The 17,345-nt window shown below is 59.6% G+C and carries 12 protein-coding genes; 6 read left to right on the forward strand and 6 right to left on the reverse strand.

Annotation, left to right across the window (positions count from 1 at the left end; translation table 11 throughout):
* The first annotated feature begins 34 nt into the window (after positions 1–34).
* Positions 35–1,234, forward strand: a complete 1,200-nt coding sequence (locus tag EL257_RS17030; RefSeq protein ID WP_126364573.1) for an MFS transporter — start codon at positions 35–37, stop codon at positions 1,232–1,234.
* Here the strand turns inward: EL257_RS17030 and EL257_RS17035 are convergent.
* Positions 1,231–1,776 (reverse strand): cytochrome b, encoded by a 546-nt coding sequence (locus EL257_RS17035; RefSeq protein ID WP_126364575.1) that lies wholly within the window; start codon positions 1,774–1,776, stop codon positions 1,231–1,233. The genes EL257_RS17030 and EL257_RS17035 overlap by 4 nt on opposite strands.
* Positions 1,773–2,879: a catalase family peroxidase gene (locus EL257_RS17040; RefSeq protein ID WP_126364577.1), complete on the reverse strand. Its 1,107-nt coding sequence runs from the start codon at positions 2,877–2,879 to the stop codon at positions 1,773–1,775. Before EL257_RS17040 ends, EL257_RS17035 begins: the two co-directional genes overlap by 4 nt.
* A 157-nt stretch (positions 2,880–3,036) precedes the next feature.
* On the opposite strand from EL257_RS17040, the gene EL257_RS17045 reads away from it, so the two are divergent.
* From EL257_RS17045 to zapE, 3 genes are all read left to right on the forward strand, one after another.
* On the forward strand, positions 3,037–3,543 hold the full coding sequence (locus tag EL257_RS17045) for an RNA polymerase sigma factor (protein WP_126364580.1): 507 nt from the start codon (positions 3,037–3,039) through the stop codon (positions 3,541–3,543).
* Entirely contained in the window at positions 3,540–4,295 is a 756-nt protein-coding gene (locus tag EL257_RS17050; RefSeq protein WP_126364582.1) for an anti-sigma factor family protein, read from the forward strand. The genes EL257_RS17045 and EL257_RS17050 overlap by 4 nt, the downstream gene beginning before the upstream one ends.
* Before the next feature lie 1,089 nt (positions 4,296–5,384).
* A complete protein-coding gene (zapE, locus tag EL257_RS17055) occupies positions 5,385–6,518 on the forward strand; it encodes a cell division protein ZapE (protein WP_126364584.1) in 1,134 nt (377 codons plus the stop codon).
* 1,044 nt (positions 6,519–7,562) lie between these two features.
* Here the strand turns inward: zapE and EL257_RS17060 are convergent.
* Positions 7,563–10,532 (reverse strand): Ig-like domain-containing protein, encoded by a 2,970-nt coding sequence (locus EL257_RS17060; RefSeq protein WP_126364586.1) that lies wholly within the window; start codon positions 10,530–10,532, stop codon positions 7,563–7,565.
* A gap of 215 nt (positions 10,533–10,747) precedes the next feature.
* Between EL257_RS17060 and EL257_RS17065 the strand changes: the two genes are divergently transcribed.
* A complete protein-coding gene (locus EL257_RS17065; RefSeq protein WP_126364588.1) occupies positions 10,748–12,061 on the forward strand; it encodes a leucine-rich repeat-containing protein kinase family protein in 1,314 nt (437 codons plus the stop codon).
* Between the two features lie 96 nt (positions 12,062–12,157).
* Here the strand turns inward: EL257_RS17065 and EL257_RS17070 are convergent, their stop codons facing one another.
* Positions 12,158–12,862: a YebC/PmpR family DNA-binding transcriptional regulator gene (locus EL257_RS17070; RefSeq protein ID WP_126364590.1), complete on the reverse strand. Its 705-nt coding sequence runs from the start codon at positions 12,860–12,862 to the stop codon at positions 12,158–12,160.
* A 220-nt stretch (positions 12,863–13,082) separates the two neighbouring features.
* On the opposite strand from EL257_RS17070, the gene EL257_RS17075 reads away from it, so the two are divergent.
* Positions 13,083–14,495: a type VI secretion system Vgr family protein gene (locus EL257_RS17075; protein WP_126364592.1), complete on the forward strand. Its 1,413-nt coding sequence runs from the start codon at positions 13,083–13,085 to the stop codon at positions 14,493–14,495.
* Positions 14,496–14,499: 4 nt separating this feature from the next.
* Here the strand turns inward: EL257_RS17075 and EL257_RS17080 are convergent, their stop codons facing one another.
* Positions 14,500–15,891: an FAD-dependent oxidoreductase gene (locus tag EL257_RS17080; RefSeq protein ID WP_126364594.1), complete on the reverse strand. Its 1,392-nt coding sequence runs from the start codon at positions 15,889–15,891 to the stop codon at positions 14,500–14,502.
* Between the two features lie 71 nt (positions 15,892–15,962).
* On the reverse strand, positions 15,963–17,288 hold the full coding sequence (locus tag EL257_RS17085) for an MFS transporter (protein ID WP_126364596.1): 1,326 nt from the start codon (positions 17,286–17,288) through the stop codon (positions 15,963–15,965).
* Positions 17,289–17,345 lie beyond the last annotated feature (57 nt).

Below are 17,345 nucleotides of genomic sequence, written 5' to 3' on the forward strand. Positions count from 1 at the left end.
GGTTTTCATTTGCAACCCAAAAAGGAGCTCGGGTATGAAAGATTCATCGCTAAACGGCGGCGTAGTGCTGTTGTTTGCTGTCGCGTGCGGGCTGGCCGTGGGCAACGTGTATTACGCACAGCCACTGCTGGACGCCATGGCTGCCGCGTTTGCCATGTCAGCGGCGAGCATCGGCATCGTCATGACATTGACGCAGGTCGGTTACGGCATCGGTCTGGTTCTGCTGGTGCCGCTGGGCGATCTGCTCAACCGACGGCGGTTGATCGTCACGCAAACGCTATTGTCTGCCGCAGCCCTGCTGTTGATCGCGTTCGCGTCCGACAGCTTTTGGTTGCTGCTGGGCATGACGTTCACCGGTTTGCTCGCCGTCGTCACCCAAGTGCTGGTGGCCTATGCCGCGACATTGGCGGATCCGGCGCAACGCGGGCGCGTGGTCGGCGTGGTCACAAGCGGAATCGTCGTCGGAATATTGCTCGCGCGCACCGCCGCCGGGGGAATGGCTGATCTGGCAGGATGGCGATCAATTTATCTGCTCTCGGCAGGACTGACGTTGTTGATGGCGCTGCTGCTTTTTCAAGTGTTGCCGTGCAAGGAGCAGCCACGGGCCAAAACCACCTACGCAACGCTGATCGCCTCGGTGTTCACCCTGTTCAAGGAAGAGCCGCTGCTGCGCCATCGGGCCATCCTTGCTCTACTGACGTTCGCCAGCGCGATGGTGCTGTGGACGCCGCTGGTATTGCCGCTCGCCGCCCCGCCGCTGTCGCTTTCCCACAGCCAAATCGGTCTGTTCGGACTGGCCGGCGCCGCCGGTGCATTGGCCGCCGCGCGTGCCGGACATTGGGCCGACCGAGGTTTCGGTCAATGGGTCAGCGGACTGTCGTTATTGCTGATGCTCGCATCCTGGCTACCGCTCGCCCTCACCCAGTCCTCGCTGTGGGCGCTACTGCTGGGCGTGATCACCCTGGACCTGGGCCTGCAAACCGTCCATGTCGCCAGCCAAAGCATGATTTACAGCGTGCGCCCCGAAGCGCAAAGCCGTCTGACTGCCGGTTACATGTTGTTTTATTCGATCGGCAGCGCGCTGGGCTCGATCGTCTCAACAGCCATGTATGCCTGGGCCGGCTGGATCGGCGTTTGCGCGCTCGGCGCCGGCATCAACGGCCTCGCGCTGATTTACTGGTGGCTGACCTTGAAAAGTGGCGCACCGCAACGCTGCGCCACTGCGGCAGGTTAAACGCGATCGCGACCGCGCAGCATGCTGTCGAGCACTTCATCGCGGCGGACCCAGCCATGAAACAGCGCGGCTGCCAGATGCATCAGCACCGTCAGGAACAGCAGATACGCCAGATAGCCATGAGCCTTGCGCAGCAGCGCAAACAACTGCGCATCGGCAGGAACGATCGACGGCAATTGCAGCGCGCTGGCGAGCATCACCGGCTCACCCGAGGCACTGATCATCGCCCAGCCAAGCAGCGGCAAGACCAGCATCAACGCATACAGCAACACATGCGACGCCCTGGCGGCCATGACTTGCCAGCCCGGCAGATCGGCCGGCAACGGCGGCTGGCGCGTGGTCAGACGCACCAGCAAACGCACGATCACCAGCGCGAGAATGGCGATACCCAACGGTTTGTGCAGATGAATCAGCCACTCATGCCGGGATGATACCGAGGTCACCATGCCAGCACCGATGAACAACATGGCGATGATCATCAATGCCATCAGCCAATGCAGCAGGCGCGCCAGCAGCGCGAAATGAGTCGGTTGAGCGCTCATGGACGAGCCTCCTGTTTGGCAGCGGGCAATTGGCTGACTTCGCTGGTGCGACGCAGATAGGAATTGGCGTAACCGGCAGAACGCGCGGCGAGCAAGGGATCGTCGCTGCCCTGAATGCCCGCAGGCAGGACCAGCGGATCGTAGTTGATGTCGCGGCACTCACCGCTCAGCTGCGGTTGGGTTTTCTCCAGCACCAACGTGCCGGCATTCAAGGTTTTACGCCCGGCAGGCCAGATTTTACTCGCATCGTTGACCGGATCGTCGGGGTTGGCCACGGTGATGTTCAACTGAAAGCGCAGTGGCGCAGCGGCCAAGCGACGTACCAGGTCCTGTTCAAGAAAATCGCCGCCCTCAGGTGCCGTGGCACCGGCGGCATCCTGCGCCAATGGCGTCATGCTCCAACGCACTGCCTGCTTCTTGCCGCTGCCATCGACCAAATAGAACGCATTGATGCTGTTATAGGTTTCGGTGGCGTAACTGGCCGAAGGCTTTGCCGTTTTCACCCAGCCGAGAAACGCTGCGGTTTCGGGGTGCGCTGCAAAGAACGCTGGCACTTTGCTTGGATCAGGTTTGCCCGTGGCCGGATCCGGCGACTGCGCCTGCTGCAACTGATAAAACGCCTCGGGGGTACCGACCGGGAACACCGGCATGCTGTTCATCCCGGTGCGCCATTGCTGACCGTTGGCCTGGGTGAAACGCAGCGCCAGGCTGCGGATCGGCACACTGCTGTCGGGCGCATACGGATTACCCGCCGGAAGGGCAAACCGCCCGACCACCGGAGTCTGCGGTTCGTTGAATACTTGCGCGACGGAGAACGCCCGCGCCTCGCCACTGCTCTCGAAATGACCGATCACACAAACGCCTTTGGCGTGGTTGCGACGAAATCCGGCGTGCACGCCGTTGTTCTTTTCCAACACATCAACCAAGGCTTTTGGCGTCAGGCGTTGTGGGTCAAGGTTACCGTGAACGTAGGCAAAAGCCCCGGCCACCGCCGCCACGACCACGGCAATGCCACTCAGCCGCGCGATCAGGCTCGCGGCGCTCAGTGGCGGACGTTGTGGCTTGCCGGGCGGCGCTGCGTTGGGGGGTGAGCGATCTACCATGAAGGGCTCCAGGGCCATCGGCCGCAAGTAGGAAGAATCAGCAAGACGCGCCTCGCGCAGGTTTATTCCATCGTCCGATATATATTTTTCCGAACGTGGAATAACCTGCGACGACGGACGTCTTCCTAGTCCACAGCGTAGTGACTAGTAGCATTTCATGAGCGAATTCGACGAACAGTTGAGAGAAATCATTCCCAGATTGCGCCGCTTTGCCGTGTCGTTGACGCGCAACGGCAGCAGTGCTGACGATCTGGTGCAGGCGAGCCTGGAACGGGCCCTGTCGAGTTGGGGCGAGAAACGCGCCGACGGCGACCTGCGCGCCTGGCTTTTTGCGATTCTGTACCGGCAGTTTCTCGACGCCCATCGCCGCTCGCGACGCTATGCGCGGATGCTCGAATTCTTCACCGGCCGCGAAGATGCCGAATCGTCGGTGGAGCGCACGGTGATCGCGCAATCGACTCTGCAGGCCTTCGACCGTTTGCCCACCGAACAGCGTGCGCTGCTGATGATGGTCTCGGTCGAGGGCCTTTCCTACAAAGAGGTCGCCGAGATCCTCGGCGCCCCAATCGGCACCGTGATGTCGCGCCTGTCCCGCGCCCGCCAAGCCCTGCGGCAGCTCAGCGACGGCGAAATCAGCAGCCCTTCTTTGCGGATACTCAAATGATCAGCCTGCCTCCCAGCGAGCATGATTTGCATGCTTATGTCGACCATCAGCTCAGCGACGCCGACCGGCGTGTCCTGGAAACCTGGCTGGCCAGCCACCCGGAGCAGGCCGCACAGCTGCGCGCCTGGCAACAGGGCGCGCAGCAACTGCGCGCGGCACTCAGCGGCGCCTTGCAGCAACCGGCCAATCCGGCGCTGGATCCCGCGTTGATTCGCCAGCGGCGCCAGCGCCAGTCACGCCGCCGCCTGGCCAGTGCGGCGGTGCTGCTGATCGCCGTCAGCGTTGGCGGTTTCAGCGGTTGGCAGGCCCGCGAGATGACCCTCGTGCGCCCTTCCTCGTTACCGATGACCGACGCCTTGCAGGCCTATCGTCTGATTGCCCAGCAGGGACTTTTGCCAGCCGATTATAAGGTCGACACCGAGGGCAACATGCAGGATTGGCTAGATTGTTACTTCAGCCGGGCCAGTCGTTTGCCAGACCTCACGGCGGCGGGCTTCGAACCGGTCAGCGGGCGCTTGCTGAGCACCGATGAAGGCCCGGCGGCGATGGTGATGTATGAGGATCGCAGCGGGCACAAGGTCAGTTTCTATGTGCGTCCCCCGGGGCCGAAGAACACCCTGCTGCCACCCGGAAGCCGCAGCGATGGCGATTTACAGGCGCAATACTGGTCCGCTGGCGGTTACAACTACGCAATGGTCAGCCCCACGGATTCGCCCGCAGCGCAACAGCTCAAGCAATCGCTGCAATTCTGAACCACTGGACGCACCGGATACTCCTGGGGCAACTAGTCCTGCTAGCGATGGCGGTGAATCAGCCACAGCAGATGTCGCCTGAATTGGCCCCATCGCTTGCAGGGCAAGCTCCCACAGGGGATCTGTGGTGAGCCGCGATGCGGGAAACACCCGAGAAACCTGTGGGAGCTAGCCCTGCTAGCGATAGCAATCTGTCAGTCGCCATCATTGTTGATTGACCCGCAGCAATCGCTTGCAGGGCAAGCTCCCACAGGGAATCTATGGAGAGCCGCGATCCAGGAAACACCCGAGAAACCTGTGGGAGCTAGCCCTGCTAGCGATAGCAATCTGTCAGTCAACTTCATTGTTGATTGACCCGCAGCAATCGCTTGCAGGGCAAGCTCCCACAGGGATCTGTGGTGGGCCGCGATGCAGGAAACACCCGAGAAACCTGTGGGAGCTAGCCCTGCTAGCGATAGCAATCTGTCAGTCAACTTCATTGTTGATTGACCCGCAGCAATCGCTTGCAGGGCAAGCTCCCACAGGGGCTCTGTGGTGAGCCGCCGATGTGGGCAACACCCGAGAAACCTGTGGGAGCTAGCCCTGCTAGCGATAGCAATCTGTCAGTCGCCATCATTGTTGATTGACCCGCAGCAATCGCTTGCAGGGCAAGCTCTCACAGGGGATCTGTGGTGGGCCGCGATGTGGGAAACTCCCGAGAAACCTGTGGGAGCTAGCCCTGCTAGCGATAGCAATCTGTCAGTCAACTTCATTGTTGATTGACCCGCAGCAATCGCTTGCAGGGCAAGCTCCCACAGGGGATCTGTGGTGAGCCGCGATGCGGGAAACACCCGAGAAACCTGTGGGAGCTAGTCCTGCTAGCGATAGCAATCTGTCGGTCGACTTCATTGTTACTGACCCACAGCAATCGCCAGCGGGGTTAGCCCACACAGGGGAATGTGGGTGTATCTGGCGTTTTGCGCAGTGGCAATTTCGTTCAGTGACCGCCCACTCTCGCACCTTCTCGCTAGATCGTGCGCAGGCGCGCTGGTTAAACTGGCACGCCGCGCTCCCGGCAGCCGGTTTTATCCAAAACGGAGAATCTCGAAAGTGCCCGCCCGACCGCCCGCCCGATCTCGCTTGAGCCAACGCTGGTCGGCGCTGCGTCGTGTGTTCGGCAAAGGCATTCCCGCTGGCGCCGGGCATGACGCCAGCGCCCTGTCGATCCGCGAATACTTCCGGCAAAAGGCTCAGCGTCAGGGGTTCACCCTCAGCAACAGCCAGCGCGACGTGATCGACTGTATGGCGCGGCAGGCCAGTCTGCTGTTCGGGGCAACCGCGCAAACGCCACCGAGTCTGTACCTGTACGGTGGCGTCGGGCGCGGCAAGAGTTGGTTGCTCGACGGTTTCTTCGAAGCGCTGCCGACCACGCAGAAACAACGCCTGCATTTCCATGAATTCTTCGCGCGATTGCACCAAGGCATGTTCAGCCATCGCGGCGAGGACGACGCCCTCGCCAGCACCCTCGACGAACTGCTGCAGGATTGCCGGGTGCTGTGTTTCGACGAGTTTCATGTGCATGACATCGGAGATGCGATGCTCATCGGCCGGCTGTTCAAAGCACTGTTTCAGCGCCGGGTTTTGCTGCTGGTGACGTCTAATTACCCGCCGCAAGGCTTATTGCCGAATCCGCTGTATCACGCCCGTTTCAAACCGGTGATCGAGCTGATCAATGCACGCATGCACGTCATGGAAGTCCGCGGCCCGCATGACTACCGCAGTCAGGCGCGCCACCATGAACATCAAATGTTTACCCACGGCCATTACGTCTGCCCGGGCACCCCCGCTCAGCGCCAGGCACTCAACCTGCCAGCGCCTGACGCCCCCGCCGTGCCGCTGACCGTCGGCACGCGTCAGTTCCAGGCGCGACTCTGTGAAGACCGGCGCATCGGTTTCACCTTCAACGACCTGTGCGAACAACCCACGGCAGTCATGGATTATCTGGAGCTATGCCGACGTTTCGATCAGTGGGTGATTGATGATCTGCCGCTGCTGAGCGATTGCTCGATCGCCGCGCAGCAGCGTTTTATCAACCTGATCGACGTGCTTTACGATCAGGACAAGCATTTGACGTTGTTGAGCAAATTGCCGCTGTGTGAAAGTCTGGAGGGCGATGCGATTGATTTGGCGCGTACGCGGAGTCGGTTAGGGCAGTTGGTGGATATTCTAAGCACTAACCAGTAATTTTATTTTCAGGTCTGCACAATGCCATCTGGTCGATACTGGTACCAATTACACGCTCAACTCCTCCACACTTTCACGAAGTAGCGTTCGTATTCTCGCCTGAACTTCATTCATCATCAATAAACTCTTAAGAAGTCAGAGGCAGTCTTAAACATTGGACCGGCCAAACGAAACGATTCTCTACCACTTAAAATTGCCACCATCATCAGATGTCTGCCTCGCGCCAATAATCAACCTATTTAAAAGTCCAAATAATACGAAAAACTTGCCGTCCGAATGAAGCCGACGCAAATTCTGTATTTATAATAATCTAACCTGTTTGTGTATTTTGGACGACCCCCGAAAAATTTCGGAGGCACGTTCATTTTCCTGGCCAGGCGAAATTCATGCGATATTAGACTTCCGCGCCCTGATGATTTGGCACTAAATTTAAGATCACCTGTAGGTGATTTGGCATAAAACCGGCCCTAAACGCCGTCGACCACCGCAGCTTCGATATAAAATCTTACCCATCGTATATCTCTAGTTTGTAATTGCCGATATCATCGGCCCCCACAAAAATACACTCTCGAACATTTTTTCAGAGTCATTAAGCACATACGGACCTAGATACAGAGAATCAACCAATGAACTTTGACTGCTGTAATGAAGGGATTTTTGCATTTTTGCACCCTCCGCATTATATATATGTGACGGAAATCTCGTCATCGATTGAGTACCCAGAAATTTCCGAAATGAAAAAATAATGTAAACAGTTACTCTGCCTTCTGTTGTGGAGTACCTACTCAATCGGCGCTGCTTTCAGCCCGGCCATAGCGGATCCCCGTCCTACACCACCTTTACAAACGCACTAGCATTATTCGCGATCTCTTCGTAGTTCAACCACATCGACTGCCCTGTCTCCGACTCTGTCCACGGCGCAATCCTCAACTAACGCGCTTCAAGCCGAAAACATCCAGCATCGCCCCTCTGTTCGGCAATAAACGACATCGGCCGCCGCAGGTAGACAATTAGGTAAACATATATATCTTTACTTTAGCGCCCTTAGCTGACATAAAAAGGAGCGGAGTACGTACCAAATGTCGGATCAGCCAATCGCAGCTCCGTTGAACCGCCCCCTAGACTATTCCCTTCATACGAAGTCTGCCCAGCGGGAATAAAAACCGGCCCATTTAAGGAATTGAAGTAGTACATAAAAACCTGCCGTTCGAATGGCGCCGAGGGGAAGTAACCTATTACGATTTTCCAACCCCACTGGGTCGGGTGAGGACGAGTTGCTATAAATCTAGGAGGCTCATTCATCGTCCTTGTAAGACGATATTCCTCCGATATTGGATTTCCACTTCCTGAAGATCTGGCTATGAACTTATGATCGCCCGGTGGGATTTTGGTATAGACCGGCCCCCAGGCGCCGCCAACTACCTCCACTATCGACACTAATTCTTCTCCGTCGTATATTTCGATAGATTTATTTACTAGCTCATCCGTTCCTGACAACAATACCCCCTCGAACATAGTCACAGAATCATGGGGCACATCCGGCCCTGGGCTCAAATAATTAACCAAGTGACCTTTGACAACTGTGATGACGGGCTTTTCTGCTCTGGTAGCCTCTGCATTATATGAGCGTGTCGGAAAATTAACCTTTGATTGACTAGCAACGACACCGGTAAAGTTGACACCGAAAACGATACTCAATTTGGACTCGTTTTTCAGTGCACATAGCCACTCCACCTCCGCCGCAATCTCCACCCCGGACGACGACGTCAACGGTTCGCCATCCCAAACAACCTTCTCAACCGGCTTACCATCCTTCCCGACCCCTTCATACCTCAACGAAGCTAACTGCCCCACCTCCTGCCCAATCCACGGCGCAACCGTCAACTTATCCCCCTCCCTCAAAGCCGAAACATCCAGCACCGGCCCCGTCTCCCCGGCAATCACCGGCATCGGCAATCGCGTGTCCCCGTCATCAATCTTCTTCACCTCAAACTCAAGCACCGGTGAGCGGCCAACTTGTTTGCCATCACGATTGAGATTCCAGCGTACCTGCACATCCTTGCGCCCCTGGCGCGCAGTCAAAAACGCAGGCGTCAGCACGGTATTAGTGCGTTTGTTCTCGTTGAATTCCTTTAATTCAAATGCCGGCGCACCGGCCGGGGCTTTGACTTCCACCAGTCGTGCGCGGTCTCCGGCCAATGCGGCAAGGTGTTCGACACGCATGATTACGCCGTTGGGGTGCGCCAGCGAGTCGATCGGGCTGGCGACGGGTTTGACGAAGAATGGGGGCACCAGCTCGATCGTTGCCGCAGTCACGTTCACCAGCCAAGGCGTCGATGCCGTGCCGGACGAGGTTTTCGCCGTGAAGCGATGCTCGCCCTCCGCCAAGTCCAATGCCTGCCAGCGCCACTGACCATTGGCATCGACCGTAGCCTGTCCTAGCCGCGCAGTGCCGTCGTAAATCTCAACGATCTGCCCCGCTGCGCCGCTACCGACCAGTTCGACGGTAGTCTCGCTGGTCGAGCCGCCATTGCTGATATCTGCACCGCTGGGCAATCCCTTCACCGAGGAAATGACCGGCGCCACGTCGGCGACGGCGTTGATCGTGTAGCGCCGCAGGGGGAACACCACCGCATTCGCTTCACTGTTGCTCTTGTCCAGGGAAGCCTTGAACTTGAGAGTCAGCGTGGTGCCGGTGCCGAGCTCCTTCAAATATTTGAGCAGAATCGGTTTAGGCCAAAAACCTTCCGCGACCCAAGTAGCGTTGACCTTATGCGTGCCGCCACTCCAGAACCGCAAATTGTGCGCGCTGCCGTCGGCCTTCGTTCCTTCGAGATCCAGGAATACCTGCTGCCCGGCGTCAATCAACGGCCAGCTCCTGCCATGCAGAGTGGCGTCTTTGCTGCCCAGCGCCGTGATATCTATCACGTTGTTGTCGTTGGCCTCGACGACGATCGGCGCAATCAACACCGCGTCCGGCAGGGTCAGAATATTCAGCTTGAGGATTTGCGAGGGCGATGACTTGCCGTCGCGCTCGATGACATAACTAACGGTTACCGCCTGGCCTAGATTGAAGGCCAGCACCGACCGAGGCACGGCGACTTCCAGGCCGGCGCTGACCAGCCGCTGCGGGCTGGTGTACGAGCCCGCCGCATTGGCCGTCGCACCCTTCCAGACCACGCTGACCTTGTCAGTCGGCATCAACGAGCCCTGCGGCACCAGCACGCGTACTTCCGGCTGGGTCGGACTGAAACTGTCGCCAGTCATGCCCTTGACCGTCGGCGCCGCCAGGTCGAAGCGTCGCACATGGATGTCGAGGCGCTGCACCGCCGATGTGCTGCGGTTGCCCAACTGGTCGATGACCGTATAACTGACGGCCGTTGCCGGGTTATCGCCGGCTTGTAAAAAGGTGTCAGTGAGCAGCGTACGAGTGATCGGCGCGCCGTCGTCCGCTACCGTCCACTCTACCCGCGCAAGCCCGACGTCCAGCCGCACCCGGTCATAAGCTCGACGGTTGTAATAGATGAAACCAACCTCGACACCCTGCGCGGCACGCTCGGCACTGACGCCGTTCTGCAGCACATCCGCGGGTATCACCAGGTCGAGCGTTTCGGCGGGGGCGCGGTGATAAAGCACCGTCAAATCCCGTGAATCATCACTATTGCCGCTGGGCCGCACGACTTTGTAATGCAAGCGGTTCACACCATCGCGCAGCTCACCGTGGGGCACATACAAACGGATGCGCTGCTGTTCCTCGCCAGAAGCAATGGTCTTGACATCAACCGGTATCGTGGAATCATTCACATACAGACTGACCCGGTCATCAACGGCCATGACCTGAATTTCGGCCCAAGGATCGACCAGGCACTCCAGCCCTTTGGGTTCACCATCGTAAAGCTGTCTCGCAATACCGCCATGTGCGGTGCCAGCAGGCAGTACCGGGGTGACCCAGCCAGGGATGATGATCGGGACCAGATCGAACAGCTCGTTCAATTCCACAGACTGGATGTCCATCACACGCTCCGGGCCGCCGTTGGGCGATAGGGTTTGAAGTGGTCTCCATCAAACCGCCGTACGCAACATTTGCCTACTGTCATATCTGACAGGTGCAGACGGTTTTGCGACGAGCGGTCATTCTTCAGGGTCAGCGCCGGTAACGCTGTTTCGCTATATCATGTCGCCCCCTCGCGCCCCTGCCCGGCGCTCTTCGATTGATGGCGAAAGACCTCATGCACACCCTTGCTCAACTATGCGCCGGCGAGTTGTCCGGCATCACACGGCTGGATCTGTCTTGCGGGCTGACCGAGTTTCCGCCGCAGATTTTCGATCTGGCGGACACGCTGGAGGTGCTCAACCTCAGTGGCAACGCCTTGCGCCAATTGCCGGATGACCTGCACCGCTTGACCCGTTTGCGCGTGCTGTTTTGCTCGGACAATCAATTCAGCGAGCTGCCGGCCTGCCTCGGTCAGTGCGCGGCGTTGACGATGGTGGGTTTCAAGGCCAACCGCATTGTCGAGGTGCCCGGCGCCGCGCTGCCGCCGCTGTTGCGCTGGCTGATCCTGACCGACAACCGGATCGAGAGCCTGCCCAGCGAGCTGGGCGAACGACCGCATCTGCAAAAACTCATGCTGGCGGGAAATCGTCTGCAATCGCTGCCTGAATCCATCAGCCAATGTCACCGACTGGAGCTGATCCGCATCGCGGCCAACCAATTGACCGAACTGCCGCAGTGGCTGTTGACCTTGCCGAGCCTGACGTGGCTGGCCTATGCCGGTAATCCGCTGGAAACCGAGGCCGATGCCGCCGCGTTGCAGGGCACGCCGTTGATCAACTGGTCGGCGCTGCGCCTGGAACACCAATTGGGTGAAGGCGCGTCCGGGGTGATTTCCCGGGCGACCTGGCAGCGCGAAGACGGGGCCGTGCAACCGGTGGCGGTGAAATTGTACAAAGGCGAAATGACCAGCGACGGCTCACCGCTGCACGAGATGAATGCCTGCATTACCGCTGGTTTGCACCCGAATCTGATTGGCGTCTTGGGGCGTATTCATGGGCATCCCGACGGGCAGCAAGGGCTGGTGATGCAATTGATCGACCCGAGCTTTTACAACCTCGCCGGTCTGCCCAGCCTCGCCTCCTGTTCGCGGGATGTTTACCCCGAGGACTGCCGGTTCAGCGCGGACGTGGCTTTGAATATCGCCAAAGGCATCGCTTCAGCCGCCGCGCATTTGCACGGGCAAGGGATTACTCATGGCGATCTCTACGGACACAACATTCTGGTGAACGCTCGCGGTGAGTGCTTGTTGGGGGATTTCGGTGCGGCATCGTTTCGCGCCACAACCGACAGTGAGGAAACACGGGCGCTGCAGCGCATTGAAGTGCGCGCGTTCGGGGTTTTGCTGGGGGAATTGCTGGCGCGTGTCGACCCGGGTTTGAGTACGGAGCGGCGTCAGGCGCTGGAGGATCTCGAGCAGCGTTGCTGCCAGCCAGATGTGCTGGCGCGGCCGGGGTTCAGGGAAGTCATTGAGGCACTGAAAAACCTGTGACCGCTACGCGGTCAATCGCTAGCAGGGCTGGCATCCACAGCACAAAATCTGTGGGAGCCAGCCCTGCTGGCGATGGGGCCATCACTGTTGCGGATGTCAGCCAGCCAGGCCGACAAACATATCCTGCACATCATCATGGTTGTCGAGGCCTTCGAGGAAGGCTTCAACTTCAGCCATCTGCTCGTCGGTCAAACCGCTGACCGGGTTTTTCGGCTGGTAACCGAGCTTGGCCGAAAGCACCGTAAAGCCCTGCTCCGGCAGAGCTTTCTGCACGGCGTCGAGGTCGGTCGGGTCGGTCAGGAACAGGGTCGCACCGTCTTCACCCGGTTCAAAATCCTGTGCGCCGGCTTCGATGGCGGCCATTTCCGGATCGGCGTCCGAGGTGTCCGGCGACGCTTCGATCATACCGACGTGGTTGAAGTCCCAAGCCACCGAACCGGAAGCGCCCAGTTGGCCCTTGCGGAACGCCACGCGGATTTCCGCGACGGTGCGGTTGATGTTGTCGGTGACGCACTCGACGATCAGCGGCACCTGATGCGGGGCGAAACCTTCGTAGGTCACGCGATGATATTGCACGGTTTCGCCCAACAGGCCCGCGCCTTTCTTGATCGCGCGATCCAGGGTTTCCTTCGGCATCGAGGCTTTCTTGGCCTGTTCGACCACCAGACGCAGGTGTGCGTTGGTGGCGGTATCGGCACCGTTGCGCGCAGCAATGGTGATTTCCTTCACCAGTTTGCCGAAGATCTTGCCCTTGGCGTTGGCTGCCGCTTCTTTGTGTTTAACCTTCCACTGTGCGCCCATTACTCACTCTCTTGATCTGTGGCGCCGAGACATCTATTGGCCGACGCGTGGCGCCAAGTTTATACGGCCTAAAGTCGCCAATCGACCAAAAAATTCCGAGCAAAATCGACATCTTCGCCGTCGCTTGTAGGGCGATTCTGAAAACACGCTTTGCGGTGACTATTCAGCGCTAGGGTTTCGTACCCTCTGAAGCCCGTATTGCCTGACAGAGCCCGCTCGAATGCTCAATGACAAGGAAAGTCCATTCACCCTGACCCTCACCGACAGCGGGTTGCGCCTGCCAGTGGTGCGCTTTGACGGTGAGGAAGGGCTCAACCGGCCGTTCCGTTTCAACATCGAGTTGATCGGACTGGCGCCAGCAGTAACGCCAGCAACGTGGTTGGGTCAATCGGCCTATCTGCGCCTGAATGACCAGCATGGCATTCACGGCATCATCGACAGCAGCCGTTGCGAGCATCGCGGCACACACCGCATCGGTTATCGCGTGGTGCTGGTGCCATACCTGCAAACATTGGCGCAACCGCTCAAACGCCGCGTTTTCGTCCAACGTAGCGTGCCGCAGATACTGCATCAATTGCTCAACGAAAATGCGCTGGCGCCGGAGCGTTATCGACTTGAAATGACGGTGGGCGTTTATCCGCAACGGCCGTTTTGCATTCAATACGAAGAAAGCGATCTGGCGCTGTTGCAGCGATTATGCGAGGAAGAAGGCATTCACTATCACTTCGAACATCAGCCCGGCGGCCATGTTGTGGTATTCGCCGATGACAGCCTGAGTCTGCCACAAGTGTCGACATCGCTTGCCTTCCAGGGCGACGACCAGACGCCCTCGCCTTCAATCTGCGCGCTATATCAACACCACCATGCAACCCCCATCGCGACGTTACCGGCCATTCGCAATCGCGGCCAGCGAACGTTCAACGAAGCGGCGGCGAATCAGGCGCCGCTGCATCCGGCGACGTCTGCAGTCAGTAGCCTTGATCAACGCCATGCGCAACAGCGCAGCCGCCGCCACCTTGAGCGACAACGCTGCCAGCATCGCTCCATTCAGGGCCGCAGTGACGCGATGGGTTTGTTCAGCGGACGCCTGCTGCAAGTGACCGAGCATCCCATCAGCCAGTTCAACGAACAGTGGCTGATCACCGAAATGCGCCATCACGGCCAGCATCCGTCGATTCTCGATCCGACCCCCGCGCCGCATCGCTACCACAACGACTTCACCGCTCAGCCGTGGTCGACCGACTTCCGCCCGCCGCTCAAACAGCCACGGCCCAGGATCGGCGGTTACCACTTGGCGCAAGTACTTGGACCTCCAGGTCAACCATCGCCACCGGATGAACAGGGGCGCATCGCCGTCCGGCTTTGGCCCGCGGAGCACGTTTCGAGCACCGATGCAGGCGTTGACGCCGAGGCGATCTGGCTGGCAATTGCCATGCCCCGCGCCTCTGCTCGGATCACGCTGGATGAATTGCCCTGTGCCGGCAGCGAAGTGTGGGTGAGTTTCCTCGACAGCGACCCGGACCGCCCGATCCTCTGCCTGAACAACCCACGACGCAGCGAACCCCGAGCAACGCTGCCCACGGGTGACAGCAGTTTGCTGCTCGACTGGCTCGTAAAAGGCGCCGGCGGTTAGCGTCTCAGCCCTTGTCGGCCTTGCCGGCGGCAGCCGCGAATTTCGCTAGACGCACGTCGAGATGCCGTGGTCGATGACCATGATCTTCGGCGCGCTCCTTGCGGCGAATGGCGTTGCGCACCAGCAGCGAGCCCAGGTAACGCACCGGCTCTGGCGGAAAGTAGCCCAGCGGTCCGTTGACCAGCGGCGAACGTGTCCACGGGTTATCCAGGCCTTGCACCAGCGCGGCCAGAATCTGCCCGCCCATGTGACACGGGCCGACCCCGCTGCCCGAATAGCCAAAGCCGTAAAACACATTGCCGCTGTCGCTCATCTGCCCGAAGAACGGCAACCCGGTTACCGAGCGATCCGACGGGCCGTTCCAGGTAGCGTCGATCCTGACGTCGGCGAACGCCGGAAAAAAGTCTTCCAGACCGCGTTTGAGCAGCGCCGCATAAGGCGACGGCTGATCGAACACCGGTGACATGCGCCCGCCGTAGGCGAAGGTGTTACCGCCCTTGCCGAGCATGATCCGACCGTCCGGAGTGTTGTGGTAGTAGTGCACGAAAATTCGCGAGTCGAGCACGGTAACGCCGCTGGTCAAACCGATCTGCTGGAGCAATTCCGGGCGCGGTTCGGTGATCAGCATGTCGCTGGAGACGATTGCCACGCTGCGTTCGAACTGCGGGAAGGCGCGGGCCATCCAGGCGTTCATCGCCAGCACCACCCGATCGGCGATCACCGTGCCATTGGCGGTGTGAATCCGCGCCGGACGCCCCTGTTCCAGACCGGTCATCGCCGTGCTTTCGTGGATCTTCACCCCCAATTGCAATGCGACCCGGCGCAAGCCGCGCACCAGTTTGCCCGGTTGCACGCTCGCCGCTGCCGGTGAAAACCAGCCTTCCAGATGTTTACGCGAACCGGCCATGCGCTGCACATCTGCCAGTGGTCGCTGGGTGAACGAGTTGATGCCGTTGCGTTCCAGCGCGGCGATCACGGCGTCGGTCGAACCGACCTGCGCACGGTTGGTCGCGGTGTACAGCGTGCCGTCGAGCCGGTAATCGGCATCGACGCCAAACTGCTCACAGAATTCGCCGATCGCGTGGATGCTGCGCTCCGACTCCTTGACCAGCCGCACCGCTTCTTCAACGCCGAACAGACGTTCGAGGGTGAAGTATTTGGCCGACCACGACAGCGCGCAGCCGCCGTTGCGACCACTGGCGCCAGCGCCACAAACATCCGCTTCGATCAACAGCACATCGAGTTCAGGGTTTTGCTGTTTAAGCATGATCGCCGTCCACAAACCGGTGTAACCGCCGCCGACGATGCACACATCGGTGCGCACTTCGCCGTGCAACGGCGGGCAGGTCGGGGATGTATCAGCCTGCAGGGCCTGCTCCAGCCAAAACGGTCTCATGGGATTCTCCAGTCAAATGGCCACGACACAGCCTGCCGCGAACGCCGCAGCAGGCCGCGAGGCAAAAGGTGTCAGGAACGCAGGGGTTTGACGGTCAACGGGCGATTGGGGATCGATGCGCGCGGCTCCATCACGCCGACGGGGCGGCTGTTCCAGTGCGGAATCAGCACCAGCGCCGAGAACAGGGCGCAACCGGCGAAGACGATGAACACCGTCACCGTATCGAAGTATCCTGGCAACAAACCGCCAAGCACCGCACCGACCGAGCCGCAGCCGTTGACGAAACCGGCCGCCGTGGCGCCGGCCTTGGCCTTGCCGAAGTCGATGGCGGCCGCGCCGCTGATCATCGAGTCCGGGCCGTACAGAGTCAGGCCCATGACGAACAGCAGTGCTACCACCAACAGCACGCTGCCGGTCTGCAACGCGGCCATGAACAGCGCCAAGGTCACGGTCAACGCCAGCAGGCTCAAAACACAGGCAGGCATGCGGCGGGCACCGAACAACTTGTCCGAGGCCAGGCCGATCATGATTGGCCCGAGCAATCCGGCCAGCTCGAACGCCGTAGGAATGATCGCCGCGCCGACCTTGCCAACGCTGGGCATCTGTTCGAAGACGATCACCGGCCCCCACAATAAAATCGCGTAGCGCGCCGGTTTCAACATGAAATACGCCAGGCCCAACACCAGCACCGTACGGTTGCGCAGTATTTCCTTCAACGGTTCCCAGACGCTGAGCTTGCTGTTGGCTTCCACCTCTTCGGCGCTCAGCAGCGGCTCTGGTTCAACCGCCGGCAAGCCGACGTCTTCCGGTTTGTTGCGCTGGAAAATGAAGAACAGCACGGCGGCTGCCGCGACGACGACGGCGCTGGAGATGAACGCGGCGTGCCAGGTGCCGATCAGCGTGTACGCCCACCAGCCCGCGAACGGCGAAGCCACCAGCCCCCCGAACGCGTAGCAGGAACTCCACAACCCAAGCACGCGTCCGCGCTGTTGTGCGGGAAAGAAACTGCCAAGGTTTTTACACAACCCCGACCATCCGGTTGATTGCGCCAGACCTTGGACCAACATACAGGTGGCGAAAATCGGCAGCGTCGCGAAACTGCCCATGACCAGCGCCGCCGCAGCGGAAATCAGCAAACCGCCGAGCACCACGACGCGCGGGCCAAAGCGGTCGGCGAGCATGCCCCACGTGAATTGACCAATGGCGTACGCCGCCAGATAGATTGCGTCAAGATTGGCCATGGCCATCTTGTCGAGCATGAACTCGGGGTCTTCGGCGATGCCGAGCTTGGCCACCGAAAACGCTTTGCGGGTGAAGTAGAAAGCGGCGTACGCCAACCAGGTAATCGCGAAAATCTGCACGCGCCAACGCGCAATGGTGCCGATGTGCTTGTTCATGGTGGTTCTGACCTCAGGGTGTGAGTGTGCCGGCAGAATCGATAAGAAAAACGCCTG

The sequence above is a fragment of the Pseudomonas fluorescens genome, from assembly GCF_900636825.1.
GTDB lineage: Bacteria > Pseudomonadota > Gammaproteobacteria > Pseudomonadales > Pseudomonadaceae > Aquipseudomonas > Aquipseudomonas fluorescens_BG.